The sequence below is a fragment of the Rhizobium sp. FG96 genome, assembly GCF_057808655.1.
Map to the genome: position 1 here is coordinate 122,953 of NZ_JBMDIL010000018.1, position 22,315 is coordinate 145,267.

23 protein-coding genes and 1 tRNA gene are annotated in these 22,315 nt (G+C 62.7%); 15 read left to right on the forward strand and 9 right to left on the reverse strand.

Features of this window, described 5'->3' with window-relative positions:
- The first annotated feature begins 50 nt into the window (after positions 1–50).
- Positions 51–2,012: a DEAD/DEAH box helicase gene (locus ACODR6_RS28725; RefSeq protein ID WP_489025803.1), complete on the forward strand. Its 1,962-nt coding sequence runs from the start codon at positions 51–53 to the stop codon at positions 2,010–2,012.
- 39 nt (positions 2,013–2,051) lie between these two features.
- The gene (locus tag ACODR6_RS28730) at positions 2,052–2,678 is read left to right on the forward strand and encodes a class I SAM-dependent methyltransferase (protein WP_489025805.1); all 627 of its coding nucleotides are present in this window, start codon (positions 2,052–2,054) and stop codon (positions 2,676–2,678) included.
- Positions 2,679–2,720: 42 nt separating this feature from the next.
- Here the strand turns inward: ACODR6_RS28730 and ACODR6_RS28735 are convergent, their stop codons facing one another.
- Together ACODR6_RS28735 and ACODR6_RS28740 are read right to left on the reverse strand one after the other, a co-directional pair.
- Positions 2,721–3,425, reverse strand: a complete 705-nt coding sequence (locus ACODR6_RS28735; RefSeq protein ID WP_489025807.1) for an SDR family oxidoreductase — start codon at positions 3,423–3,425, stop codon at positions 2,721–2,723.
- Positions 3,426–3,532: 107 nt separating this feature from the next.
- On the reverse strand, positions 3,533–3,721 hold the full coding sequence (locus ACODR6_RS28740; RefSeq protein WP_112716245.1) for a hypothetical protein: 189 nt from the start codon (positions 3,719–3,721) through the stop codon (positions 3,533–3,535).
- 529 nt (positions 3,722–4,250) lie between these two features.
- Between ACODR6_RS28740 and ACODR6_RS28745 the strand changes: the two genes are divergently transcribed.
- On the forward strand, positions 4,251–4,709 hold the full coding sequence (locus tag ACODR6_RS28745; protein WP_489025809.1) for a MarR family winged helix-turn-helix transcriptional regulator: 459 nt from the start codon (positions 4,251–4,253) through the stop codon (positions 4,707–4,709).
- On the forward strand, positions 4,706–5,947 hold the full coding sequence (locus ACODR6_RS28750; RefSeq protein ID WP_489025811.1) for a multidrug effflux MFS transporter: 1,242 nt from the start codon (positions 4,706–4,708) through the stop codon (positions 5,945–5,947). The genes ACODR6_RS28745 and ACODR6_RS28750 overlap by 4 nt, the downstream gene beginning before the upstream one ends.
- Here the strand turns inward: ACODR6_RS28750 and ACODR6_RS28755 are convergent.
- Genes ACODR6_RS28755 through ACODR6_RS28775 form a run of 5 tightly spaced genes read right to left on the reverse strand, consistent with a single transcriptional unit; the run spans position 5,916 to position 11,384 of the window.
- Positions 5,916–7,142: a molybdopterin molybdotransferase MoeA gene (locus ACODR6_RS28755; protein ID WP_489025813.1), complete on the reverse strand. Its 1,227-nt coding sequence runs from the start codon at positions 7,140–7,142 to the stop codon at positions 5,916–5,918. The two genes, ACODR6_RS28750 and ACODR6_RS28755, sit on opposite strands and share 32 nt — an antisense overlap.
- A complete protein-coding gene (moaC, locus tag ACODR6_RS28760; RefSeq protein ID WP_489025815.1) occupies positions 7,139–7,639 on the reverse strand; it encodes a cyclic pyranopterin monophosphate synthase MoaC in 501 nt (166 codons plus the stop codon). Before moaC ends, ACODR6_RS28755 begins: the two co-directional genes overlap by 4 nt.
- A gap of 1 nt (position 7,640) precedes the next feature.
- The gene (gene trpC, locus ACODR6_RS28765; RefSeq protein WP_203428874.1) at positions 7,641–8,453 is read right to left on the reverse strand and encodes an indole-3-glycerol phosphate synthase TrpC; all 813 of its coding nucleotides are present in this window, start codon (positions 8,451–8,453) and stop codon (positions 7,641–7,643) included.
- A gap of 9 nt (positions 8,454–8,462) precedes the next feature.
- A complete protein-coding gene (gene trpD / locus ACODR6_RS28770; RefSeq protein WP_489025817.1) occupies positions 8,463–9,479 on the reverse strand; it encodes an anthranilate phosphoribosyltransferase in 1,017 nt (338 codons plus the stop codon).
- A gap of 15 nt (positions 9,480–9,494) precedes the next feature.
- Positions 9,495–11,384: a peptidylprolyl isomerase gene (locus ACODR6_RS28775; protein ID WP_489025819.1), complete on the reverse strand. Its 1,890-nt coding sequence runs from the start codon at positions 11,382–11,384 to the stop codon at positions 9,495–9,497.
- A gap of 220 nt (positions 11,385–11,604) precedes the next feature.
- Between ACODR6_RS28775 and ACODR6_RS28780 the strand changes: the two genes are divergently transcribed.
- Positions 11,605–11,886 (forward strand): hypothetical protein, encoded by a 282-nt coding sequence (locus tag ACODR6_RS28780; RefSeq protein ID WP_112716231.1) that lies wholly within the window; start codon positions 11,605–11,607, stop codon positions 11,884–11,886.
- A 67-nt stretch (positions 11,887–11,953) separates the two neighbouring features.
- Here ACODR6_RS28780 and ACODR6_RS28785 read toward each other — a convergent pair whose 3' ends face one another.
- The gene (locus ACODR6_RS28785) at positions 11,954–12,208 is read right to left on the reverse strand and encodes a GlsB/YeaQ/YmgE family stress response membrane protein (RefSeq protein WP_112716229.1); all 255 of its coding nucleotides are present in this window, start codon (positions 12,206–12,208) and stop codon (positions 11,954–11,956) included.
- 394 nt (positions 12,209–12,602) lie between these two features.
- Between ACODR6_RS28785 and ACODR6_RS28790 the strand changes: the two genes are divergently transcribed.
- From ACODR6_RS28790 to ACODR6_RS28820, 7 genes are all read left to right on the forward strand, one after another.
- Positions 12,603–12,758, forward strand: a complete 156-nt coding sequence (locus ACODR6_RS28790; RefSeq protein WP_162708678.1) for a hypothetical protein — start codon at positions 12,603–12,605, stop codon at positions 12,756–12,758.
- Positions 12,759–13,031: 273 nt separating this feature from the next.
- Positions 13,032–13,379 (forward strand): hypothetical protein, encoded by a 348-nt coding sequence (locus ACODR6_RS28795; protein ID WP_489025821.1) that lies wholly within the window; start codon positions 13,032–13,034, stop codon positions 13,377–13,379.
- Positions 13,380–13,482: 103 nt separating this feature from the next.
- Positions 13,483–13,572, forward strand: a tRNA-Ser gene (locus tag ACODR6_RS28800).
- Between the two features lie 202 nt (positions 13,573–13,774).
- Positions 13,775–14,863, forward strand: a complete 1,089-nt coding sequence (locus tag ACODR6_RS28805; protein ID WP_489025822.1) for a septal ring lytic transglycosylase RlpA family protein — start codon at positions 13,775–13,777, stop codon at positions 14,861–14,863.
- 69 nt (positions 14,864–14,932) lie between these two features.
- Positions 14,933–16,129, forward strand: a complete 1,197-nt coding sequence (locus ACODR6_RS28810) for a D-alanyl-D-alanine carboxypeptidase family protein (protein ID WP_489025824.1) — start codon at positions 14,933–14,935, stop codon at positions 16,127–16,129.
- A 144-nt stretch (positions 16,130–16,273) separates the two neighbouring features.
- Entirely contained in the window at positions 16,274–16,948 is a 675-nt protein-coding gene (gene tmk / locus ACODR6_RS28815) for a dTMP kinase (protein ID WP_199629644.1), read from the forward strand.
- Positions 16,941–17,966 (forward strand): DNA polymerase III subunit delta', encoded by a 1,026-nt coding sequence (locus ACODR6_RS28820; RefSeq protein ID WP_489025826.1) that lies wholly within the window; start codon positions 16,941–16,943, stop codon positions 17,964–17,966. Before tmk ends, ACODR6_RS28820 begins: the two co-directional genes overlap by 8 nt.
- Here ACODR6_RS28820 and ACODR6_RS28825 read toward each other — a convergent pair whose 3' ends face one another.
- On the reverse strand, positions 17,967–18,767 hold the full coding sequence (locus ACODR6_RS28825) for a sulfite exporter TauE/SafE family protein (RefSeq protein ID WP_199629646.1): 801 nt from the start codon (positions 18,765–18,767) through the stop codon (positions 17,967–17,969).
- 230 nt (positions 18,768–18,997) lie between these two features.
- On the opposite strand from ACODR6_RS28825, the gene metG reads away from it, so the two are divergent.
- Genes metG through ACODR6_RS28840 form a run of 3 tightly spaced genes read left to right on the forward strand, consistent with a single transcriptional unit; the run spans position 18,998 to position 22,175 of the window.
- Positions 18,998–20,548: a methionine--tRNA ligase gene (gene metG / locus ACODR6_RS28830; RefSeq protein WP_489025828.1), complete on the forward strand. Its 1,551-nt coding sequence runs from the start codon at positions 18,998–19,000 to the stop codon at positions 20,546–20,548.
- A gap of 9 nt (positions 20,549–20,557) precedes the next feature.
- A complete protein-coding gene (locus tag ACODR6_RS28835) occupies positions 20,558–21,340 on the forward strand; it encodes a TatD family hydrolase (RefSeq protein ID WP_489025830.1) in 783 nt (260 codons plus the stop codon).
- A gap of 4 nt (positions 21,341–21,344) precedes the next feature.
- A complete protein-coding gene (locus ACODR6_RS28840; protein WP_489025832.1) occupies positions 21,345–22,175 on the forward strand; it encodes an MBL fold metallo-hydrolase in 831 nt (276 codons plus the stop codon).
- Positions 22,176–22,315: the final 140 nt, after the last annotated feature.

Consider the following 22,315-nt stretch of genomic DNA (forward strand, 5'->3'; position numbering starts at 1 on the left):
GATCCCGGCCAAGGCGCAGGTGCGCCTGAAAATTCCGAAAGACAGATCACATGACAGAGATTAACGGCGTCGTTCCGGCGATCGCCAAGGCGTTGTCGAAGCGCGGCTATACGACGTTGACCCCGGTTCAGCAGGCGATGCTCGACCCGGCGCTGGCCGCTTCCGACGCGCTCGTTTCCGCCCAGACGGGCTCCGGCAAGACCGTTGCCTTCGGCCTGGCGCTCGCTCCGACGCTGCTTGAAGACAATGACCGCTTCGAGCCGGCCGCCGAGCCGCTGGCGCTTGTTATCGCGCCGACCCGCGAACTTGCCCTGCAGGTGAAGCGCGAGCTGGAATGGCTTTATGAAATGACCGGTGCGCTGATCGTCAGCTGCGTCGGCGGCATGGATATCCGCAGCGAGCGCCGGGCGCTGGAGCGCGGCGCCCATATCGTCGTCGGCACACCTGGCCGTCTCTGCGACCATATCCGCCGCAAGGCGCTCGACATGTCGGCGCTGAAGGCCGTGGTGCTCGATGAAGCCGACGAGATGCTCGATCTCGGCTTCCGCGAAGATCTCGAATTCATTCTCGAAGCAGCACCGGATGACCGCCGCACGCTGATGTTCTCTGCAACGGTACCGGCGGCGATCGCCAAGCTTGCCAAGAGCTACCAGCGCGATGCCGTGCGCATTTCGACGCAGTCGGAAGAAAAGCAGCATGTCGATATCGAATATCGCGCGCTGGCCGTGGCGCCTTCGGACCGCGAAAACGCCATCATCAACGTGCTGCGCTATTACGATGCGAAGAACGCCATTGTGTTCTGCTCGACGCGCGCGGCCGTCAATCACCTGACGGCGCGGTTCAACAACCGCAATTTCTCCGTCGTCGCGCTCTCCGGCGAGCTCACCCAGAATGAACGTACGCATGCGCTGCAGGCGATGCGCGACGGCCGGGCGCGGGTCTGCATCGCGACCGACGTCGCCGCCCGCGGCATCGACCTTCCGGGCCTCGACCTCGTCATCCATGCCGACCTGCCGACCAACCCGGAAACCCTGCTTCACCGCAGCGGCCGTACCGGCCGTGCAGGCCGCAAGGGCGTCAGCGCGCTGATCGTGCCGCTCAATGCCCGCCGCAAGGCCGAGCGTATCCTCGACGGTGCCGGCATCTCGCCGACCTGGGCGCGCCCGCCGTCTGCCGAGGAGGTCATGCGCCGCGACGACGAGCGGCTGCTGGCCGATCCGATCCTTAGCGATGCAGACGTGCAGGACGACGAAATCCTCGTCAACCAGCTGATCGCCAACTATGGCCCCGAGAAGCTCGCGGCAGCCTTCGTGCGGCTCTACCGCTCAAACCAGTCGGCCCCTGAGGACATTACCGAAGTGTCGCTCGATGGCGGTGTACGCAAGCGCCGCGACAATGCCGATGGTCCGCGCGAACCGAGCCAGAAGGGTCCGCGCGACGATTTCGGCCCGAGCGTCTGGTTCTCGCTCTCGGTCGGCCGCAAGCAGAATGCCGAGCCGCGCTGGCTGATCCCGATGATCTGCCGCAACGGCAATCTGACGAAGCGCGAAATCGGCGCGATCAAGATGCAGCCGGAAGAGACCTTCGTGGAGATCGCGGCAGACAATGCCGAGGCTTTCCTGAAGGCGCTCGGCCCGAACAAGACGATGGAGCGCGGCATCCGCGTCAACCGCCTGAACGGCATGCCCGATTTCAGCAAGCAGGCCGCCGGCAAGCCGCAGGGCAAGAAGGCCTATGAGGCACGCCGCGACGACGATTTCCGCGAGGACCGGCCGAAGGCCAAGTTCAAGAAGGATTTTCAGGCCGAAGGCGCGCCCGAGCGCAGCGACAAGCCCTGGAGCAAGAAGCCCGGCAAGAGCAAGTTCGAGGGTCAGGCGAAGTTTGGCGACAAGCCCAAGTTCGGCGACAAGCCGAAGTTTGAAGGCAAGCCGAAATTCGAGGGCAAGGGCAAGCCTGAAGGCAAGGGCGGCTTTGCGCCGAAGGGCAAGTTCGCCAAGAAGAAGCAGGGCTGACAATAGTGGTAACCGGCACATTGCCAGTGTGAGGCGCTGATGCCGGTCACCCCTGAAGACGCCGAAGCCTTCATCATCAGAAATCTCGAGATGCGTCCGGCACCATCGGTGCCGGAGATCAGGCTTTATGCAGCGCATTCCGCAAGCCGGCTTGGCCGTCTCCCCGGTGGAGGCGGCGAGCCACCGTACTGGGCCTATCACTGGGCCGGCGGTAGCGCGCTGGCGCGCCATCTCCTTTCTCATCCCGAATGCGTGCGTGGCCGCGACGTCATCGATCTCGGCTGCGGTTCCGGCATCGTCGCAATTGCTGCGGCCATGGGTGGGGCGCGTGTTACGGCGATCGACACGGATGCCTATGCGATCGCGGCGACTCGGCTCAATGCCGCCGCCAATGGCGTGACGCTGGCGGTGCTGCAATCCGATCTGCTGGATGGTCCGCCGCCTGCGGCCGATGTCATCCTTGCCGGCGATCTCTTCTATAACCGGGCGCTTGCTAAACGCAGCCTCGCATTCCTACGCCGCTGCCGGGATGCCGGTATCGAGGTGCTGATCGGCGATCCCGGGCGCAAGCCGCTGCCGCGCGCCAAGCTGAAGCTTCTGGCGAGTTGCGTCGTCGCAGATTTCGGGGAAGGGGAAACGGAAAGCGGCGTCTATACGCTCGCTTGAGGTGACGCCCGCCGCAAGCTGCGAACGGGCGCCAGCAGTTTATCATACGGAGCGGGTCAGGCCGCCATCGACGCGCAGGTTCTGGCCGGTGATGTAACCGGCGCCATCGGACGCCAAGAAGGCGATGGTGGCGGCGATTTCCTCGCTGGCGCCGTAGCGCTTCATAGGCACGCTGTCGCGGCGTTCTTCGGTTGCCGGAAGGCTGTCGATCCAGCCGGGCAGAACGTTGTTCATGCGGATATTGTCGCCCGCATAGGTCTCGGCGAAGACCTTGGTGAAGGACGCCAGACCGGCGCGGAAGACCGCCGAGGTCGGGAACATCGCGCTCGGCTCGAATGCCCAGGCGGTGGAGATGTTGATGATCACGCCCGATTTCTGCTTCTGCATCTGCGGTGTCACAAGCCGCGTCGGGCGGATGACGTTCATCAGGTAGACGTCCATGCCGCGATGCCAGTCTTCGTCGGTGATCTCGAGGATCGGCGCGCGCGGGCCATGACCGGCGCTATTGACGAGCACGTCGATGCGGCCCCATTCGGAAAGGGCACGATCGGTGAGCTTGCGCAGGTCGTCGTTCGACTGGTTGGAGCCGGTGACGCCGAAGCCGCCGAGTTCCTTGGCGAGTTCTTCGCCCTTGCCCGAGGAAGACAAGATCGCGACCTTGTAGCCGTCGGCTGCCAGACGTTTCGCCGCAGCGGCACCCATGCCGCTGCCGCCCGCCGTGACCAATGCTACCTTCTCAACCGCCATACTCACCTCCATTGCCTATGCGCGCCAGAACCCGGCGCCGCGTCCAAATAACGGGTGCCGTGATATCATTCCGGTGCCGGGAAGGCGAGAGCGGGAAACGTGGCCGGCTACATGGCGAGGCGAAGGCGCATATCCTCCGGCTCCCGGTTCCGCTCGAAGCGGACGATGAGTTCGTCGAGCGCCACGCCGATATCGGCATCGCTCCATCCCTGGCTCTTCAGCCGCAGGAAGATCTCCTGCATGCGAAGCTTCAGGAACACGGCAAGATCGGGGTCTGAATCTTTGATCGAACGCATGGCTTTACTCTGAAATCCCTTGAGACCACGGATGACGAAAGAAAAAAAATGGGCTCGCCACGCGAAACACAGGCGAGCCCTATTGCCCTCGCAGGTCCGCCGACTTGCATCAGGCCGCCCGCCGAAGTGCAACGGGCATTGAATTGGAGGTTCGGAGGCGGGTCGGACGCCTCACGATCAGGTAACCATAAGACGCCGTTGGTGTCGCGTGACGTCGCCGTGACACGACCTTTGCGCGAATCAACGTGTTTTACTTGCCTGCGACTGATCCGAAACATTCCACTCTGCGTAGTTCGTGCCGCAAACACGGGAATGTTTCATGCGCCTACTGATTATCGGATTGGGAATACTGGCGATCCTCGCCTGGGCAGCGGTCTTCTATGTCACGTCGGGAGCCTTTTAGGGCGGCGGCATTTCAGGCCGGCGGCGGCGCATTTCTCCATCGCAGGACGAGAATATTTCATGTCGGCGCGTCCTTGCGCCAATTTAGATGATATGTCACTTATTGTGATGTCAACGGAAATGCCTCATGCCTCCCGAGCACGATAGAATTCTCGCCACCTTCGGCACGCTTGTCGGTCAGGCCGGGCGCCTCTGGCGCCGCGCCGCCGATCAGAAGCTGCAGCCGTTTGGTCTCACCGAAGCCACCTGGCTGCCCTTGCTGCGCATCTCTCGGTCGGTGACACCGATGCACCAGAAGGCGCTGGCGGCCTCGCTGTCGCTCGATAATTCGTCGGTCGTGCGGCTGATCGACAATCTGGAGGCAGCGGGTCTCGTCGAACGGCAGGAAGGGGAGGACCGGCGCGCCAAAGCGATCGTGCTCACCGAAGCAGGGCGTCGCACCGTCATTGACGTTGAGCGTGTGGCGCAGAGCGTGCGCGAAGAGGCGCTGGCCGGATTGCCGCGCGAAGATGTCGAGACGGCCTTCCGCGTGCTCGAGCATATCTCCGCCGTCTTTTCCCGCCCCAGCGAGGAGCAAGTATCGTGAATCCCCATCCTGGCCGGCTGACCGATGCCGCGCCGTTGATATCGCAGAAGAGCGTTCCCGTCTGGCTGCTGGCGCTCGTGACCTTCAGCGGCACGCTTGCCATGCACATCTTCGTGCCGGCTCTGCCGTCGGCCGCAACCGATCTCGGCGCCAGCATCGGCGAGATGCAGATGACGGTCAGCCTCTATATTTTCGGCCTTGCCGTCGGACAGCTGGTCTATGGCCCACTCTCGGACCGCTACGGCCGCCGTCCGGTGCTTATGAGCGGGCTGGTGCTCTACACGCTTGCAGGGCTCGCGGCACTCGTATCGCCCAGCGTCCATGCTCTGATTGCCGCCCGGCTTTTCCAGGCGCTCGGTGGCTGCGCCGGGCTGGTCATCGCCCGAGCCATTGTCCGCGACACCTCGACGGCTGACGATACCGCCAAGCGGCTGGCGGTCATGAACCTGATGGTAACGGTCGGCCCCGGTCTTGCGCCGATCGCGGGCGGGGCGCTTGCGGCAACGCTTGGCTGGCGCTCGATCTTCGTGGCGCTCTGCGCGCTCGGCATTCTCAACATGCTGATGACCTGGAAGCTGGTGCCGGAAACCGGGCGGCGGAATGCCGAGACCTCGGTCAAGTCGCTGAGCCGCGACTATCTCGGCCTGCTGCGCTCACCGGCGTTCGTTGGCTACGCGATTGGCGGGGGATGCGCGACGACGTCGATGTATGCCTTTACCGCATCCGCCCCCTTCATCGTCATGAACGAGCTGCACCGGCCGGCAACGGAGGTGGGCATCTGCCTTGCTTTGCTGATCTTCGGCTACTGGATCGGCAGCATGATCGCGACACGGCTGATCGGGCGCTTTGCGATGAAGCGGCTGATGGTGATCTCCAACCTCGTCAGCATCGGTGCCGCGTTCGCGTTCCTGGCGCTGGCGGCGAGCGGCGAACTCCAGCTGCTGCCGATGATGGCGGCGATCATGGTCTATACGATCGGCGCGGGCGTGGCTTCGCCGAATGCGCTGACGCTTGCAGTCAGTGTCAATCCGAAGGTCACCGGCTCGGCTTCCGGCCTCTATGGCGCAACGCAGATGGCTGTTGGAGCCGTCTGCACGGCGCTGGCGGGCATCGGCGGCGATCCGGGCCTGGCGGCGGCAAGTGTTCTCGTCGGCGCCAGCATTCTGGCGCAGAGCTGCTTCTGGATCGGCGTGAAGGCGAGCGACGCTACGGCAGCAGGCCGGGGCGCAGCAGCATGACAGGGCAGGGCGCGCCGGCGGAAAGTGCGGGCGCATGCGGCGGACGGATGATCAGGCAATCGGCGGCCGCGAAGATCTTCATCATCGACGAATCCTGCTTGCCGAACGGCTTTGCCTGCCACGCGCCGGATGGCGATTTTACGAGTGTGGCGCGGACATAATCCTGGCGCTGGTCGTTGGCTGCGAGCTCGACGGCCGCTTCAGCAACGATCTCACGCTTGACCGGCGGCAGCGAAGCGAGCTTGCGGACCAGTGGCTCGAGGAAGAGCAGCGCGCAGACCAGCGTCGAAACCGGGTTTCCCGGCAGGCCGAGAACATGGATCTTGCCGAGGCTGCCGACCATCAGTGGCTTTCCGGGCCGCATGGCGATCCGCCAGAAATCGAGCTTCATGCCTGCGGCAACCAGGGTCGACTGAACGAGATCGTGGTCGCCGACGGATGCGCCGCCGAGCGTCACGATGACATCGGCACCTGCCACTTCGGCCTTGCGGATCGCGGCGGTGATGGCGGCCTTGTCGTCAGGAACGATCCCGAGATCGAGCACCTGACCACCGGCATTGCGCACGAGAGCGGAAACGCCAAAGGTGCTCGACGCGATGATCTGCGATGGGCCGGGCTTGCTCCCCGGTGTCACCAGCTCGTCTCCGGTGGCGAGGATCGCGACGCGCGGCTTGCGCAGGACTGGCATGTCCGGCTGGTTCATCCCGGCAGCGACCGTCAGCCTGCTGAAATCCATCACCGTGCCGGCAAGCAGCACCGGTTCGCCTTCCAGAAAATCCTGGCCGCGCGGGCGGATATGCTGGCCCTGGCGCACCGGGAATTTTGTACGCACGCCGCCGTCGATCTTTTCGGCATCTTCCTGCAACAGCACGCTGTCGGCGCCCTCAGGCACCGGTGCGCCGGTGAAGATGCGGACGGCTTCGCCCTTGCCGACCGTGCCCTCGAAGGCGTGACCGGCGGAAGAGGTACCGGTGACGCGAAGCTCTGCGCCGGGCTCCGGCGCATCCTCGCGGCGCAGCGCGTAACCATCCATGGCGGAAGCATTGAAGGGCGGTTGGGTCAGCCGGGCAACGAGATCGGCTGCCAGGACGCGGCCATCGGCCTCAGCCAGTGCCACGGTCTCATACTCTGAAACGGGCGATGCACTGCCGAGCAGGCGGGCCTGGGCTTCGGCGACCGGCAACAGGCTGCTCATCGGCCGGCCTCTGGATGACGGAAGTCGCCGGACTTGCCGCCGGACTTTTCCAGCAGGCGGATGCCGCCGATTTCCATCGCCTTGTCGGCTGCCTTGGCCATGTCGTAGATCGTCAGGCAGGCGACGGAGACCGCGGTCAGGGCTTCCATCTCGACGCCGGTCTTGCCGGTGAGTTTGGCCGTCGCAGTCACCCGCAGGCCGGGCAGGGCGGTGTCTTCTTCGATCTCGACGCTGACCTTCGTCAGCATCAGCGGATGGCAGAGCGGAATGAGGCTGGAGGTCTGCTTGGCGGCCATGATGCCGGCCAGGCGGGCAGTGCCGATAACATCGCCCTTCTTGGCATTACCGTCACGGATCAGCGCCAGGGTTTCGGGCGCCATCCGCACGTGACCTTCGGCGGTGGCGATGCGCGTCGTTTCGGCCTTGTCGCCGACATCGACCATGTTCGCCTCGCCGGAGGCGCCGATATGGGTCAGGCGGGGCTCGTCGCCGCTCATGTCATTCAGCCGCGATTGCGGCTTCGCCGAACAGCAGCGCGCGGGTGGCGGCTGCGACATCGTCCTTGCGCATCAGGCTCTCGCCGACGAGGAAGGTATTGATGCCGAAGGCCTGCAGACGCTTGCAATCGGCATTGGTGAAAATCCCGCTTTCGCCGACCAGCAGACGATCGTCCGGCACCATGGCCGATAGCTGTTCGCTGACAGTCAGGCTGACTTCGAAGGTGCGCAGATTGCGGTTGTTGATGCCGACGAGCGGTGAGGAGAGCTTCAGCGCCCGCTCCATTTCCTCGGCATCGTGGACTTCGACCAGAACATCCATGCCGAGACCGAAGGCTTCGTCCTGCAGGCGCTCGGCGTCGCTGTCGCTCAGCGATGCCATGATCAGCAGGATGCAGTCTGCGCCCCATGCGCGGGCTTCGTGGACCTGGTAGGTCTCGAACATGAAATCCTTGCGCAGCGCCGGCAGCGAGCAGGCGGCGCGGGCAGCGGTCAGGAATTCCGGCGCGCCCTGGAAGCTCGGCGTATCGGTCAGAACCGAAAGACAGGCGGCGCTGCCGTTCTCATAGGCCTTGGCAAGCGCCGGCGGATCGAAATCCGGACGGATCAGGCCCTTGGACGGGCTCGCCTTCTTGATTTCGGCAATCAGCCCGAACTCGCCGGCATCCCGCTTGGCAACGAGCGCCTTGTGAAAGCCGCGCGGTGCCGATTGGCCCGCCTGCATTGCCTTCAGGTCGGCAAGCGAGACCTTGGCCTTGGCGGCGGCGATCTCTTCGCGCTTGTAGGTTTCGATCTTCTTCAGGATATCGGTCATCGGGCAATCCTAGTCGATATCGTTGGAAACGGCGATGAGTTTGTCGAGGGCTGCCGCCGTCGCGCCGCTATCCAGCGACTGCGTGGCGAGCGTCATGCCCTTGGCGATGGTCTCGGCCTTGCCGGCAACGACGAGCGCGGCTGCGGCATTGGCGAGCGCGACATCGCGGTAGGCATTCTTGGCACCGCCGAGCACTTCGCGCAGTGCCGCCGCGTTTACGACGCCATCTCCGCCCTTCAGGGCCGAGAGCGTGCAGGGCGATACGCCGAAATCGGCCGGCGACAGCTCGAAGGTGCGGATTTTGCCATTCTCAAGTGCTGCGACGCTGGTCTTGCCGGTCGTGGTGATTTCGTCCAGGCCATCGCCGTGGACGACCCAGACGCTTTCGGAGCCCAGATCGCGCATGACTTCGGCGAGCGGCACCACCCATTGCGGCGCGAAGACACCGAGCAGCTGGCGGCGGACGCCGGCGGGATTCGTGAGCGGTCCCAGCAGATTGAAGATCGTGCGCGTACCGAGCTCGACGCGCGACGGGCCGACATGGCGCATCGCCGAGTGATGCTGCTGCGCGAACATGAAGCCGACACCGGCTTCCGCGATGCAGCGGCTGATCACCGCGGGGCTGATCTCCAGCTTGACGCCGAGTGCCGAGAGGCTGTCCGACGCTCCGGATTTCGAGCTCAGGGCGCGGTTGCCGTGCTTGGCGACCGGGACACCGGCACCGGCGACGATCAGCGCCGCCAGCGTCGAGATATTGTAGGTGCCGCTGCCGTCACCGCCGGTGCCGACGATGTCGATCGCATCATCGGGTGCGACGACGCGCAACATCTTGGAGCGCATCGTGGTGGCGGCGCCGACGATTTCGTCGACGGTTTCGCCACGCACCCTGAGGGCCATCAGGAAGCCGCCGATCTGCGAAGGCGTCGCCTGGCCCGACATCAGGATGTCGAAGGCCGCCTGGGCCTCCTCACGCGTCAGAGGCTCGCGGCTCGCGGCCTTGGCCAGAAGCGGCTTCAGATCGGTCATCAGCTCAAGCTCCTGCTAGCGAACGGCTGCCTGATCGGCGAGCGTCTGGTTGATCGAGGCACCGTACTGCGTCTGCAGCAGGGTCACCATCTGGTCGAGGATATCGTCACCGGCGGCATTGGCGACGGCGGCGATCTGCGCATCCTGGTTGGTCAGCGCATCGGTCGTCGGGTCGTCGTTGACATTGGTGACCTTGAGCAGGATCTGCGTGCTCGGATCGGCGCCAACGGCACTGGCAACCGTATCGGCCGGACCGCTGAAGGCAGCGTTGACGGCGCGGCCGAGGACAGCGTCGTCAGTGCTGCGGGTCACGCCGGCCTTGCTTTCGACGGCGATGCCGAGCGGGGCAGCGATATCGGCCAGCGACTTGCCCTTCTGTGCTTCCTGCTTCAGCTCGTCGGCCTTCTTGGCAAGCTCGAGCTTCTGCTGCTCTGCGGTCCAGTCAGCGACGGCCTTGTCGCGCACTTCGGCGAGCGGGCGCTCGCGCTCCGGCGTGACTTGGCGAACGTCGAACCAGACATAGCCGTCATTGCCGAGCGAAACGGCAACCGGCTGGGTGCCGACTTCGGTCTTGAAAGCTTCGCCGAGCAGCTGCTGCTTGGCCGGGATATCCTTGACCTCGTTGCCATCCTTGTCAGCGCCCGTGGCATCGATCGCGTCGATGACGACGGCCTTGAGCTTTAGCTCCTTGGCGATGTCTTCGAGCGACTGGCCGGCGCTGCGCATATCCTCGATATGATCGTGGACATTGATGACTTCCTGCGAAGCGTTGACGAGCGCCAGCTGCTTGCGGATGTCTTCCTTGACCTCGTCGAGGGTCTTCGTCGTTTCCGGCTTGATGTTGGTGATGCGCAGGATGACCGGGCCGAAGGCGCCGTCGACGACAGGCGTCGTGCCGCCGCTCTTGGCAACGGCAAAGGCTGCGTCGGCAACGGACTGATCCGGAACCTTGTCCTTGGTGAAATCGCCGAGCAGTACGTCGGTCGCCGTCTTGCCTTGGTCGGTGACGAGCTGGTCGAAACTCGTCCCGGTCTTCAGCGCCGTCAGCGCGGCGGCTGCCAGATCCTTGTTGGCGAAGGTCAGCTGCTCGATCGTGCGCGTCTCAGGCGTGCGGAACGTTTCCTTGCGCTTGTCGAAATCCTCGCGGATCTGGTCGTCGGAAACAGTCGCGACATCGGCGATATCGGCCGATTCGAGCTTCAGGTAGGCGACCTTGCGATATTCGGGAGCGCGGTAGCGGGTCTTGACGCCATCGAACCACTTGGAGAGCACGTCGTCGGCAGGCGCCTTGATCGGCTCGATATTGGCGTTGGTGAGCAGCAGGTAATCGATGTCGCGGCTTTCCTGGCGATAGACCTTGAGCGCATCGACCAGCGTCTTCGGGGCGGTGAAGCCATTCGAGACGGCATCGACGATCTGGCTGCGGACCGCGACCTTGCTGCGCTCGTTGATATAATCGGCCTCGCGGATACCGGCATTACGCAGGCGCGAGGTGAAGAGCGTGCGGTCGAACTTGCCGCTGACATCCTTAAACGCCGGATCGTCACCGATCAGCTGAGCGAGGCGATCTTCGGAGAGGCCGAGATTCATGTCTTCGGCGAGCTGGTCGAGCGAAGCGCCGGCGACGAGCTGCGCGATCGTCTGCTGCTCGACACCGAAGGCCTTGGCCTGATCCGGCGTCAGGCGCATGCCGAACTGCTGGCTGAGGCTTGCCACCTGGCGCTGGTAGGCGAGGCGGAACTCGTTGACGTCCACCTTCTGGTCACCAACGGTGACGACCGTCGTGCTGGAACCGCCGCTGATCAGCTCGCGGGATATGCCCCAGATGCCGAAGGAGGCGACCAGAAGAAGCATGAGGAGCTTGGCGACCCAGGTCTGGGCAGCTCTTCTCAGGATATGGAACATCGAAACGCAAACCTCGCATTATATTCCGCCCATTCACGGGCAAAGCTTTCGACGTTCCTTAGAGCAAAGCACGGCGGAATTGAAGCGTTATCGGACGAAAACATGACAGTGTCCGGAATGGATTTTGCGAGGCCGCCCCAGGCAACAAAAGCGCGCATTGCCGGGAACCTTTCGCCGCCTCCATTCGTTGTTGCCGCATCCGGAAAAATAGGAGCAGACAATGGCCGAACTGAAAACCGCCTCCGCCCAATCCACAGCTGCGCGCGTCAAGGCGGAAGTCGCCGCCGATGACCTGTCCGCACAGGTCGCTGCGCTGCGCGAGGATTTGGCCCGCCTTTCCGAAAGCGTCGTGGCGCTGGGGCAGGGTGCAAAGACCGCCGTTGCCGACGAAGCTTCTGTGATGACGGAAAAGGTGCGCGACAAGGTGCGCGAGGAGCCGATCTTTGCTCTCGCCGTCACGGCCGGCATCGCCTATGTCTTCGGGCTGATGAGCCGTCGCTGATTGCCGACACCCAACAAAAAAGCCGGGAGTGAAATCCCGGCTTTTTTCATGCGCATTTTTCTTGGGATCAGCGCCGGACCATCCGGCCGATGGCGATCAGCAGGCAGGCGCCGACGAAACCGGTGATGAGATAGCCGAGCCAGCCCGACAGCGGCTGCACATGCAGAAGCCCCAGAATGAAGTTGGCGACGATAGCGCCAACAATGCCCAGAATGATGTTCATGAACACGCCCATGTTGCTGCTCATGAACTTTTCGGCCAGCCAGCCGGCAAAGCCGCCGATGATGATTGCCGCAATCCAGCCTACGCCCTGATCTTCCATAGTGATTTCCCTCCGAGAAAAACAACGAAATGAACGCGGAAACTGCAGAAAGGTTCCCCGATTCTCAGGGCTGAAGCAATGTCACCGGCATATGCATCGCGTGGCTGACCAGCTGAAACAGCAGGCCCGACAGGGCAAGCGCCGCAAAACCCAGCGGCATGATCAAACTCTTACCGGACATTTTTACTCTCTCCCATTTGACGTTCGAGAATAAATCATCGGGTAAGCACGGCAAGCCAAATATTAACGGATGGTTAAGCATAAAATTCGAATGAAACGGCTGAGAAGAAACCAGTTTTTACTTCGCCACGTAAATTATTCCAGGTTGCAAAATTAACGTGCCATTAAAGCATATTAGTGATCATCGATACACAGCAACCGTCGGGAGACTCAGATGCGTCATTCACACCTTATGGAACACCTGGAAGCAGCCCGCAAAATCGCCGAGGCCGACAACGAACTGTTCGTCGCCTACCTGATCAAGATGGCGAAAGAGGCTGTGCGCAAGCAGGATAAGGGCGTAAAGCCCAAGGAAGCCGTCGCCGCCTGAAGCTCAGACGGCACTTAGCCCCCAACGCGCGACATTCTGACGGCCAATCGGAAAATTGGCCGCCATGGCACATCGTTAGGGCGGTTTTCGCTCCGTTTCGGACTATGACGGCGCCTCGGCCCTGCGTTGTACGACAACCATAGCGGGCCGCAGCCGAGAGCGGCTTGGATACTAGCTGCAGTCACGCGACAGGCACCCAGACGCGCGTAACGGCCTTATTGTGCGCACGCGGCCGAATTATCCGGGCTCACGACATTGCCGGATGGACCGGTATTGCCGCTTGCATTTGCCTGCGGCTCACGGCGGCAGTCGTTTGAATCACCGGTCGAGCCGGAATTTCCGCTATTGATTGTGCTGTTCGTCGTGTTCGGATCGACGATCCCGGGATTGCTGTTGGTCGTCCCGTTCGTGCCGCCGCTTCCATTGCCGCTCATGCTGCCGGACCCCGACATCGTCCCGGCCCCCGATCCGCTTCCCGTTGCACTACCACCCGAAGAACCGCCGTTGGACGACTGGGCGAGGGCGGATGTTGCCAGCCCGATAGACAGCAGGGATACGGCAGCTATTTTCACAAGCATGATTTCCTCCTTCATCAGTGTTGAAGAAAGCCGAACCGCCTGAGGCGTCTTATGTTCCCATTTTCCGGCAAGGACGATCGCGCCGCAGAGATTTTTGGGGGCAGCCCTTGCATTGACGCGGGCCTTTGCGTCATAAGGCGCGGAACGGAAGAGTGTCCGAGTGGTTTAAGGAACCGGTCTTGAAAACCGGCGTGCGGGAAACCGTACCGTGGGTTCGAATCCCACCTCTTCCGCCACCTGTTTCACGGCGTGAAACACCTTTAATTTAACCATTCATAAACCATAACCATTAAAATTGCGGCTACCGCTGCGATATTGTTCGCAAATTCGGCACATTGGCCACACAATTAAAGTCTCGTTAGGTGCAGGGGCGTAGGCAGGGTTGGTCCGATTTAGGGCACTTGCTTAACCATAACGATCTTTGGCGGCGTGGGACAAATGAAGTTGGAATACGGGGCGGCGTCTTTCGCAACGGGTGTGCGGTGGCTGGCATTGGCGGCGATGTGCGCTGCGGTCACGGCGTGCGGTACAACATCTCAGGCGCCGAAGAAGCGCGCTCACGGCAAAGAATACTTTTCCGAAAAAGAATATGGCGTCAAAGCCAGCCCCCGTGTCGTCGAGGGCGGACCGATCCCGAAGGGCGGCGGCCGCTATATCGTCGGCAATCCCTATCAGGTGAAGGGCAAGTGGTATTACCCGCAGGAAGACTTCTCCTATAGCAAGGTCGGCATCGCATCCTGGTACGGCTCGGCCTTCCACGGCCGCCTGACGGCGAATGGCGAGGTCTATGATCAGCTGTCGATCTCGGCGGCGCATCCGACATTCCCGCTGCCGAGCTATGCGCGCGTCACCAATGTCGAGAACGGCTCGTCGATCATCGTGCGCGTCAATGATCGCGGCCCTTATCACGAGGGACGAATCATCGACCTGTCCAACAAGACCGCCGATCTCCTCGACATGAAGCATAGCGGCACCGGCCGCGTTCGCGTTCAGTATGTCGGCAAGGCGCGGATGGATGGGCATGACATGCCCTATCTGATGGCCTCCTACACGCCGAAGGGCAGCCGCATCCCGGCCGTCGATCCGGGCGGCCAGATTGCAAGCGGCGTGATGGTCGCTTCCAACGATCGCCGCATCACCAGCGACCAGCTGCGCAGCCTGGGCACGCTGACCGAGCCGCAGACCTCCAAGGTTCCGGTTCCGATGTCGGCGACGGCTTACGGCGGTTCGACGCCGAGCGCCCGCTATAATGCTGCGCCGGTCCCGACGCCCGCACCGACGCAGCCTTTCGGCACGATGGGTGCGCCGCAGGGCTTTGGCGAGATGGTGGTTCTGCCGGAGATCGGACCGATCCCCTATGAGCGTCCCTATGGCTGGGGCAGCTCGCTGGCCATGGGCTATCAGGAAACCGAAACGGTCACCGTTCCGATCGCTTTCGACGCCGTCATGGTCCGCAACGATGGCCTGACGCAGGAATCGATCCTCGCCTCCTACAAGCGCCAGCAGGCAAAGCAGCCGGTGCGCTAAGACGCCGATTGCAGGCGCGCACCGGGTTCACTAACCTCCAGAATCGAATTTCGCGCTTGGGGACTTGCGATGCTGAAGCGTCTCATCGGTTATTGCGTTTGCCTGCTTTCTGCCGCTTCGGCGGCAGCGGCAGCCGATCCGGCACCTGCCGGCTTCGTCACCAAGGCGGCGCAGGCCTATATGATCGAGGCTTCGACCGGCACCGTGCTTCTGGCGAAGAACGAGGACCAGTCGTTTTCGCCGGCTTCGCTCGCCAAGCTGATGACGATGGATATCGTCTTTGCCTCGCTGAAGGGCGGCGAGATCACCCTTGATACCGATTATCCGGTCTCCGAATTCGCCTGGCGCACCGGCGGCGCACCGTCACGGACGGCAACGATGTTTGCTTCGCTGAAGAGCCGGGTGCGCGTCGAAGATCTGGTCAAGGGCGTTGCCATCCAGGGCGCCAATGACAGCTGCATCATTCTCGCCGAGGGCATGAGCGGCACCGAGGAGAATTTCGCCGCCGCCATGACGCGCCGCGCCCAGACGCTCGGGATGACCAAGAGCATCTTCGGCAATTCGACGGGCCTGCCCGACGGCGGCAAGAGCAAGACGACGGCGCGGGATATGGTGACGCTGGCAGCCGATCTGCAGCAGACCTATCCAGCCTATTATCCCTACTTCGCGCAGGCCGATTTCGAATGGAACAAGATCTTCCAGCGCAATCGCAATCCGCTGCTCGGTCTCGGGTTAGGCGCCGATGGCCTTGCGACCGGCTTTGCCGAAGGCGAGGGCTATTCGATCGTTGCCTCGGTGCAGCGTGACGGCAAGCGGTTGTTCCTGGCACTCGGCGGCATCGCCTCCGACAAGGAGCGCACAGACGAGGCCAAGCGCATTCTCGAATGGGGGCTGACCTCCTTCGAAACGCGGCAGATCTTTGCCGAGAAGGAAGTTGTCGGGTCGGCGAGCGTCTATGGCGGGCAGTCGGGCAGCGTCAACCTCGTCGCCAAGACGCCGGTCAGCGTCTATATCCCGGTCAGCAATCCCGATCGGCTGGCGGCGCGAATCATCTATCGCTGGCCGCTGACAGCGCCGGTTGCGGCCGATGCGGAGGCGGGGACGCTGGTGATTTCCTCCGGCGGGCGCGTGTTGCGCGAAGTGCCGCTCTTTACCGCGCAGGGCGTTGCCGAGGGCTCGCTGACCAGCCGGGCGGTCGATGCGCTGCTGGAACTCGGCGAATCCGTCTTCTTCTCCTGGCTTTGGGACAAGGCCGAAGGCGCCTGACGGCCCGGACGGCACTTGAAATTGGCGGGGAAGGGCGCTTGCCCGGCTCAGTGCAAGGTTTCACTTGGCGGCGTCTTCGGCTAGATAGGTCAGGAGCCCTGCGTCAATTCTTTCGCAGGATGGCGAGAAGACGGGAAAGTGCGCGTGTCGTCCGGTACGGGATTGTTCGTTACATTCGAAGGCGGTGAGGGGGCTGGCAAATCGACCCAGATCCGCCGCCTTGCCGAAGCTTTGCGCGAGCGCGGACATCAGGTGCTGCTGACGCGCGAGCCCGGCGGTTCGCCGGGTGCGGAAGCCGTTCGCCACGTACTGCTGTCAGGCGCGGCCGAAGCTTTCGGCACGCGGATGGAAGCGATCCTGTTTGCCGCCGCGCGCAACGATCACGTCGAGGAAATCATCCGGCCGGCGCTGCTGCAGGGCAAGATCGTGCTCTGCGACCGCTTCATGGATTCCTCGCGCGTCTACCAGGGGGTAACAGGCAATCTGGAGCCCGATTTCATCGAGACGCTGCAGCGCATCGCCGTCAATGGCGTGGTGCCGGATTGCACCGTCATCCTTGATATTCCCGCAAGCGCCGGTCTTGCCCGGGTGCAGAAGCGCAATGCGGATGGTCCCGATCGCTTCGAGAAAGAAGAGCTGGAAACGCACGAGAAGCGCCGCGAGGCCTATCTCGATATCGCCGCCCGCGAACCGGAACGCTGCCACGTCGTCAACGCCATGCAGGACGAGGCCGCTATCGCCGCCGAAATCCTTGAGATCATCACGCAGCTGACGAGCACTGACGCGGCCGAAAAGACGCCGGAAGCCGTTCATGAGTGAGGACCGGCCCGGCCTGCTGGATGGGGCGATCTGGCCGGCGGAGAATCCCAAGCTCTTTGGTCACGAGGATGCGGAGGCTTTCCTCTCGCAGTCCTATCGCTCCGGCAAGGGGCATCATGCGGTCCTGATCGAGGGGCCGGAAGGCATCGGCAAGGCGACGCTGGCCTTCCGCTTTGCCAATTACGTGCTCTCGCACCCTGATCCCGCGACCGCGCCTGAAATCATTCCTGATCCGGATCCGAATTCTCCCGTCAGCCGCCAGATCTCATCGGGTGCCTCGCACAATCTCCTGCATCTGGCGCGGCCGGTCGACGAGAAGACCGGCAAGGTCAAGTCGGCGATCACCGTCGACGAGGTGCGCCGCGCCGGGAAATTCTTCTCGCAGACATCAGGCACCGGCAACTGGCGCATCGTCATCATCGATCCGGCCGACGACATGAACCGGAATGCCGCCAATGCGATCCTGAAGATCCTCGAGGAGCCACCTAAGCGGGCGCTGTTCCTGGTTCTCTCGCATGCGCCGGGAAAGCTGCTGCCGACCATCCGCTCGCGATGCCTGCCGCTGAAGCTTTCGCCGCTTGGCGAAGGCGATCTCGCGGCAGCGCTCGGCAATCTCGGTGCTGCGACCGACGATCCGTCGCTGCTTGCGGCCGCCAAGGGCAGCGTTGGCGAGGCTTTAAAGCTTATGAACTATGGTGGCGGCGAGATCATCAATGCCTATCAGGACGTGCTTTCGGCGCAGGGACCGGCGGCGCGGCGCGCCATGCACCGGCTGGCCGATGCTCTTTCCGGCAAGGAAAGCGATACGATCTTCGAATTCTTCGTGAGCCATGTCGGCGAAGACCTGATGGACCGGGCGCGTCAGGCGGCGCGGGCAGGGGATATTGCCGGTGCCGAGCGGATGGCGCGGCTACAGTCGGATGTGAACGAGCGGCTGACGGTGTCGGGAGCCTATAATCTCGACCGCAAGCAGACGATCCTCGGCATTCTCGCCGATATCAAGCAACCCGGGCCGTAATCAAGCCGTCAGCAGCTTCCAGGCGACGACGGCAAGCGTCAGCGCCAGCACGATGCGGATGGTGCGCTCGTGCAGCTTCGGCGCCAGCAGGCTGCCTGCGATGATCCCCGGGATCGAGCCGATGAGCAGGGCAACCAGCATCAGCCAGTCGATCTCGCCGATGAACCAGTAGCCCATGCCGCCGATCAGCGTCAGCGGCACGGCATGGACGATATCGGAGCCGACGATCTCGCGGACATCGAGGTTCGGATACAGAACCAGGAGAATGGTGACGCCAAGCGCACCAGCGCCGACCGAGGTCAGCGTGACGAGAACGCCGAGCGCCAGCCCGAGGATGACGGTGAAGATGGCGATCGTCGCGGGCTTCGGTGGCGAGCGCTCGCCGATGGCGCTCTTGGCAAAGGCGAGCACTTGGGAGCGGAAAATCAGCATGAAGGCGGTCATGACCAGCAGCCAGCCAAGCGCGATGGTGATCGTATGGGCGACCTCGACGCTCTTGCGGTCGACGCCGGACATCAGCCAGAGCATTAGCAGGGCGGCCGGGACGCTTCCGGCGGCGAGCGAGCCGACGATGCGCCAGTTGATGCGGCCATGTATGCCGTGGACCGCGGTACCCGCTGATTTGGTGATCGCGGCATAGAGAAGGTCGGTGCCGACGGCAGTTGCCGGATGGACGCCGAAGAGCAGCACCAGCAGCGGCGTCATCAGCGAGCCGCCGCCGACGCCTGTAATGCCGACGAGCATGCCGACAAAGAAGCCGGAGAGCGAATAGAGAGGCTGGAAGGTTTCGGGAAGGCTCAAGCGGCATTCCCCGATGCGCGTGCGGCGATCAGCTCAATTTTCACGGTCTACTCTGCCTCGCCCCTGATGATGGCAAAGGGGTAGGATGCGGGCAAAAACGAGTCAAGCTCAGCTTGCCGCGCAGACGGCCAAAAGGCTGCCGCTTTCGAAACTTAGTGTTTCTCTTCGCCATGACATGCGCTAAGAGCGGCTGACAATTTTTATAGAGTAAGCCGGACAAGATGGCCGCCATGACAGACAAGAAGCCCTTCTACATCACCACCGCGATTTCCTATCCGAACGGCAAGCCGCATATCGGCCATGCCTACGAACTGATCGCCACCGACGCCATGGCGCGCTTCCAGCGCCTCGACGGCCGTGATGTGTTCTTCCTGACGGGTACCGACGAGCACGGCCAGAAGATGCAGCAGACGGCGCGCAACGAGGGCATCACGGCCCAGGAACTTGCCGACCGCAATTCCGGTGAATTCCAGGCGATGGCGAAGCTGTTGAATGCGTCGAACGACGACTTCATCCGCACGACGCAGGAGCGCCACCACGAGACCTCGCGCAATATCTGGAACCTGATGGCCGACAACGGCGACATCTACAAGGATTCCTATGCCGGCTGGTACTCGGTTCGTGACGAAGCCTATTACCAGGAAGACGAGACCGAAGTGCGCGCCGACGGCGTCCGCTATGGCCCCCAGGGCACGCCGGTCGAATGGGTCGAGGAAGCCAGCTACTTCTTCAAGCTGTCCGAATACCAGGACAAGCTCCTGAAGCATTACGAAGAGAACCCCGATTTCATCGGCCCCTCCGAGCGCCGCAACGAGGTCATTTCCTTCGTCAAGTCCGGCCTGAAGGACCTCTCGGTCTCGCGCACGACCTTCGACTGGGGCATCAAGGTTCCGAATGACTCCGAGCATGTCATGTATGTCTGGGTCGACGCGCTGACCAATTACATCACCGCGACCGGCTATATCGAAGACCGCAATGGCCCGCGGGCGAAATACTGGCCGGCCGATGTGCATATCATCGGCAAGGACATCATCCGCTTCCACGCCGTCTACTGGCCTGCCTTCCTGATGTCGGCGGGCCTGCCGCTGCCGAAGCGCGTCTTTGCCCACGGCTTCCTGCTCAACAAGGGCGAGAAGATGTCGAAGTCGCTCGGCAACGTCGTCGACCCCGTTAATCTGGTCAATCACTTCGGTCTCGACCAGGTGCGCTACTTCTTTCTGCGCGAAGTCTCCTTCGGCCAGGACGGCAGCTATAGCGAAGAGGCGATCGGCCAGCGCATCAACGCCGACCTTGCAAACGGTATCGGCAACCTTGCCAGCCGCTCGCTGTCGATGATCGTCAAGAACTGCGACGGCAAGATCCCGGAACCCGGTCCGCTGACGGATGAGGACAAGGCGATGCTGGCTGCTGCCGACGCGCTGCTGGATTCCAACCGCGAAGACATGGGCAAGCAGATGATCCACAAGGCTGTCGCCGCGATCATCGGCGTGGTCTCCGAGACCGACCGCTATTTCGCCGGCCAGGCGCCGTGGGCGCTGAAGAAGACCGATCCGGACCGTATGGCCACCGTGCTCTACGTTACGGCAGAAGTCGTCCGCCAGATCGCCATCCTGCTTCAGCCGATCGTACCGGAATCGGCCGGGAAGCTGCTCGATCTCGTTGCCGCTCCTGCGGACAAGCGCGATTTCGCAGCGCTCGGCGAGGCCGGCCGTCTGGTGCCGGGCACGCAGCTCGAGGCACCCGCACCGGTCTTCCCGCGTTACGTCGCGCCTGAGGCGTAAGGACTGCCGATGCTTATCGATACGCATTGTCATCTGGACTTTGCCGATTTCGACGCCGAGCGCGACGAAATCGTCGCGCGGGCACACCAATCCGGCGTCAAGCAGATGGTGACGATCTCGACGCGCGTCAGAAAGCTCGACGGGCTGCTGGCGATCACCGAGCGCTATCCTTCGGTCTTCTGCTCGGTCGGCACGCATCCGAACAGCGCCAACGAGGAACTCGATATCCAGACGGAAGATCTCGTTCGTCTGGCGAACGCCCATGAGAAGATTGTTGCGATCGGCGAAGCCGGTCTCGACTATTTTTATGACACGCAGACGCCTGAGGACCAGCAGACCGGCTTTCGCCGCCACATCGAAGCCGCGCGCGAAACGCAGCTGCCGCTGGTCATTCACAGCCGCAGCGCTGATGAGGACATGGCGGCGATCCTGACCGAGGAAACAGGGAAGGGGGCCTTCCCTTTCATCCTGCATTGCTTCTCGGCCGGCCCCGAGCTTGCAAAGACCGGCGTCGAGCTCGGCGGCTACATCTCGTTCTCGGGCATCCTGACCTTCCCCAAATCGGAAGAACTGCGGGCGATCGCCAAGACGATCCCGCATGACCGGCTGCTCGTCGAAACCGACGCGCCGTATCTGGCGCCCAAGCGCTGGCGCGGCAAGCGAAACGAGCCGTCCTACGTCGTGAATACCGCCGAGGTACTCGCCGAGACGCTTGATCTCAGCTACGCCCACATGGCGCGCATCACCACAGACAACGCCTTCCGGCTGTTCACCAAGATGCCAAGGATCTAGCGGCGTGGGCTACCGGCGGCGTTTCACCATTCTCGGCTGTTCGTCGTCGCCAGGCGTACCACGCATCACCGGTGACTGGGGCGCCTGCAACCCGGACAATCCGAAGAACCGGCGCACGCGCGCATCCTTCATGGTGCAGCAGTTCGACGGCAATGGCGGCGTCACCACCGTCGTCGTCGACACCGGATCCGATTTCCGCGAGCAGATGATCGCTGCAAAGGTCGGTCACATCGATGCCGTGCTCTACACGCATCCGCATGCCGACCATATCCACGGCATCGACGATCTGCGTGGCTACTATCACAATGCCCAGCAGCGGGTGCCGATCTACGCCAATGCCTTCACGATGGAGCGTATCCGCCAGGGTTTCGGCTATTGCATCGAAACGCCGCCAGGCAGCAATTATCCGCCGATCGTCGAGCCCAGGCTGATCGAGACGCTCGACGCGCCGATCCGCATATCCGGCGCCGGCGGCACCATTTCGTTTCTGCCGCACGAGCAGCAGCACGGCGATATCATCTCGCTCGGCTTCCGCATCGGCAATGTCGCTTATTGCAGCGATATCAGCGACTTTCCGGCGGAAACTGCAGTGAGGCTTGAAAAGCTGGACGTGCTGATCATCGATGCACTTCAATACCGCTATCATCCGAGCCATCTGTCGCTGGAACAGTCGCTGGACTGGATCGCAAGACTGCAGCCGAAACGCGCGATCCTGACGCATATGCATACACCGTTGGACTACGACACAGTGATGGGTGAGACGCCGGATCACGTCGAACCGGCTTACGACCAGATGCAGTTCGAGATCGAACTCAGCGAGCTGGAACAGCGCTAGGGCGCCAGAATGCCGGTTTTCCGGGGTTCTCAGGTAATTTGGGCATATCATTTAGTTCCATAATCTATCTTATGCGATCTTTGCATGTAGCCACAAAGTTAGAATGTCCTGTTTCTGCAAAGTTGGAATGTCACACTCCC

Bases quoted from the DNA above. Each gene is read 5' to 3' on its own strand.
- ACODR6_RS28725 (WP_489025803.1), top strand. From the start codon at position 51: ATGACAGAGATTAACGGCGTCGTTCCGGCGATCGCCAAGGCGTTGTCG.
- ACODR6_RS28730 (WP_489025805.1), top strand. From the start codon at position 2,052: ATGCCGGTCACCCCTGAAGACGCCGAAGCCTTCATCATCAGAAATCTC.
- ACODR6_RS28735 (WP_489025807.1), bottom strand. From the start codon at position 3,425: ATGGCGGTTGAGAAGGTAGCATTGGTCACGGCGGGCGGCAGCGGCATG.
- ACODR6_RS28740 (WP_112716245.1), bottom strand. From the start codon at position 3,721: ATGCGTTCGATCAAAGATTCAGACCCCGATCTTGCCGTGTTCCTGAAG.
- ACODR6_RS28745 (WP_489025809.1), top strand. From the start codon at position 4,251: ATGCCTCCCGAGCACGATAGAATTCTCGCCACCTTCGGCACGCTTGTC.
- ACODR6_RS28755 (WP_489025813.1), bottom strand. From the start codon at position 7,142: ATGAGCAGCCTGTTGCCGGTCGCCGAAGCCCAGGCCCGCCTGCTCGGC.
- moaC (WP_489025815.1), bottom strand. From the start codon at position 7,639: ATGAGCGGCGACGAGCCCCGCCTGACCCATATCGGCGCCTCCGGCGAG.
- trpC (WP_203428874.1), bottom strand. From the start codon at position 8,453: ATGACCGATATCCTGAAGAAGATCGAAACCTACAAGCGCGAAGAGATC.
- trpD (WP_489025817.1), bottom strand. From the start codon at position 9,479: ATGACCGATCTGAAGCCGCTTCTGGCCAAGGCCGCGAGCCGCGAGCCT.
- ACODR6_RS28775 (WP_489025819.1), bottom strand. From the start codon at position 11,384: ATGTTCCATATCCTGAGAAGAGCTGCCCAGACCTGGGTCGCCAAGCTC.
- ACODR6_RS28780 (WP_112716231.1), top strand. From the start codon at position 11,605: ATGGCCGAACTGAAAACCGCCTCCGCCCAATCCACAGCTGCGCGCGTC.
- ACODR6_RS28785 (WP_112716229.1), bottom strand. From the start codon at position 12,208: ATGGAAGATCAGGGCGTAGGCTGGATTGCGGCAATCATCATCGGCGGC.
- ACODR6_RS28790 (WP_162708678.1), top strand. From the start codon at position 12,603: ATGCGTCATTCACACCTTATGGAACACCTGGAAGCAGCCCGCAAAATC.
- ACODR6_RS28805 (WP_489025822.1), top strand. From the start codon at position 13,775: ATGAAGTTGGAATACGGGGCGGCGTCTTTCGCAACGGGTGTGCGGTGG.
- ACODR6_RS28810 (WP_489025824.1), top strand. From the start codon at position 14,933: ATGCTGAAGCGTCTCATCGGTTATTGCGTTTGCCTGCTTTCTGCCGCT.
- ACODR6_RS28820 (WP_489025826.1), top strand. From the start codon at position 16,941: ATGAGTGAGGACCGGCCCGGCCTGCTGGATGGGGCGATCTGGCCGGCG.
- metG (WP_489025828.1), top strand. From the start codon at position 18,998: ATGACAGACAAGAAGCCCTTCTACATCACCACCGCGATTTCCTATCCG.
- ACODR6_RS28835 (WP_489025830.1), top strand. From the start codon at position 20,558: ATGCTTATCGATACGCATTGTCATCTGGACTTTGCCGATTTCGACGCC.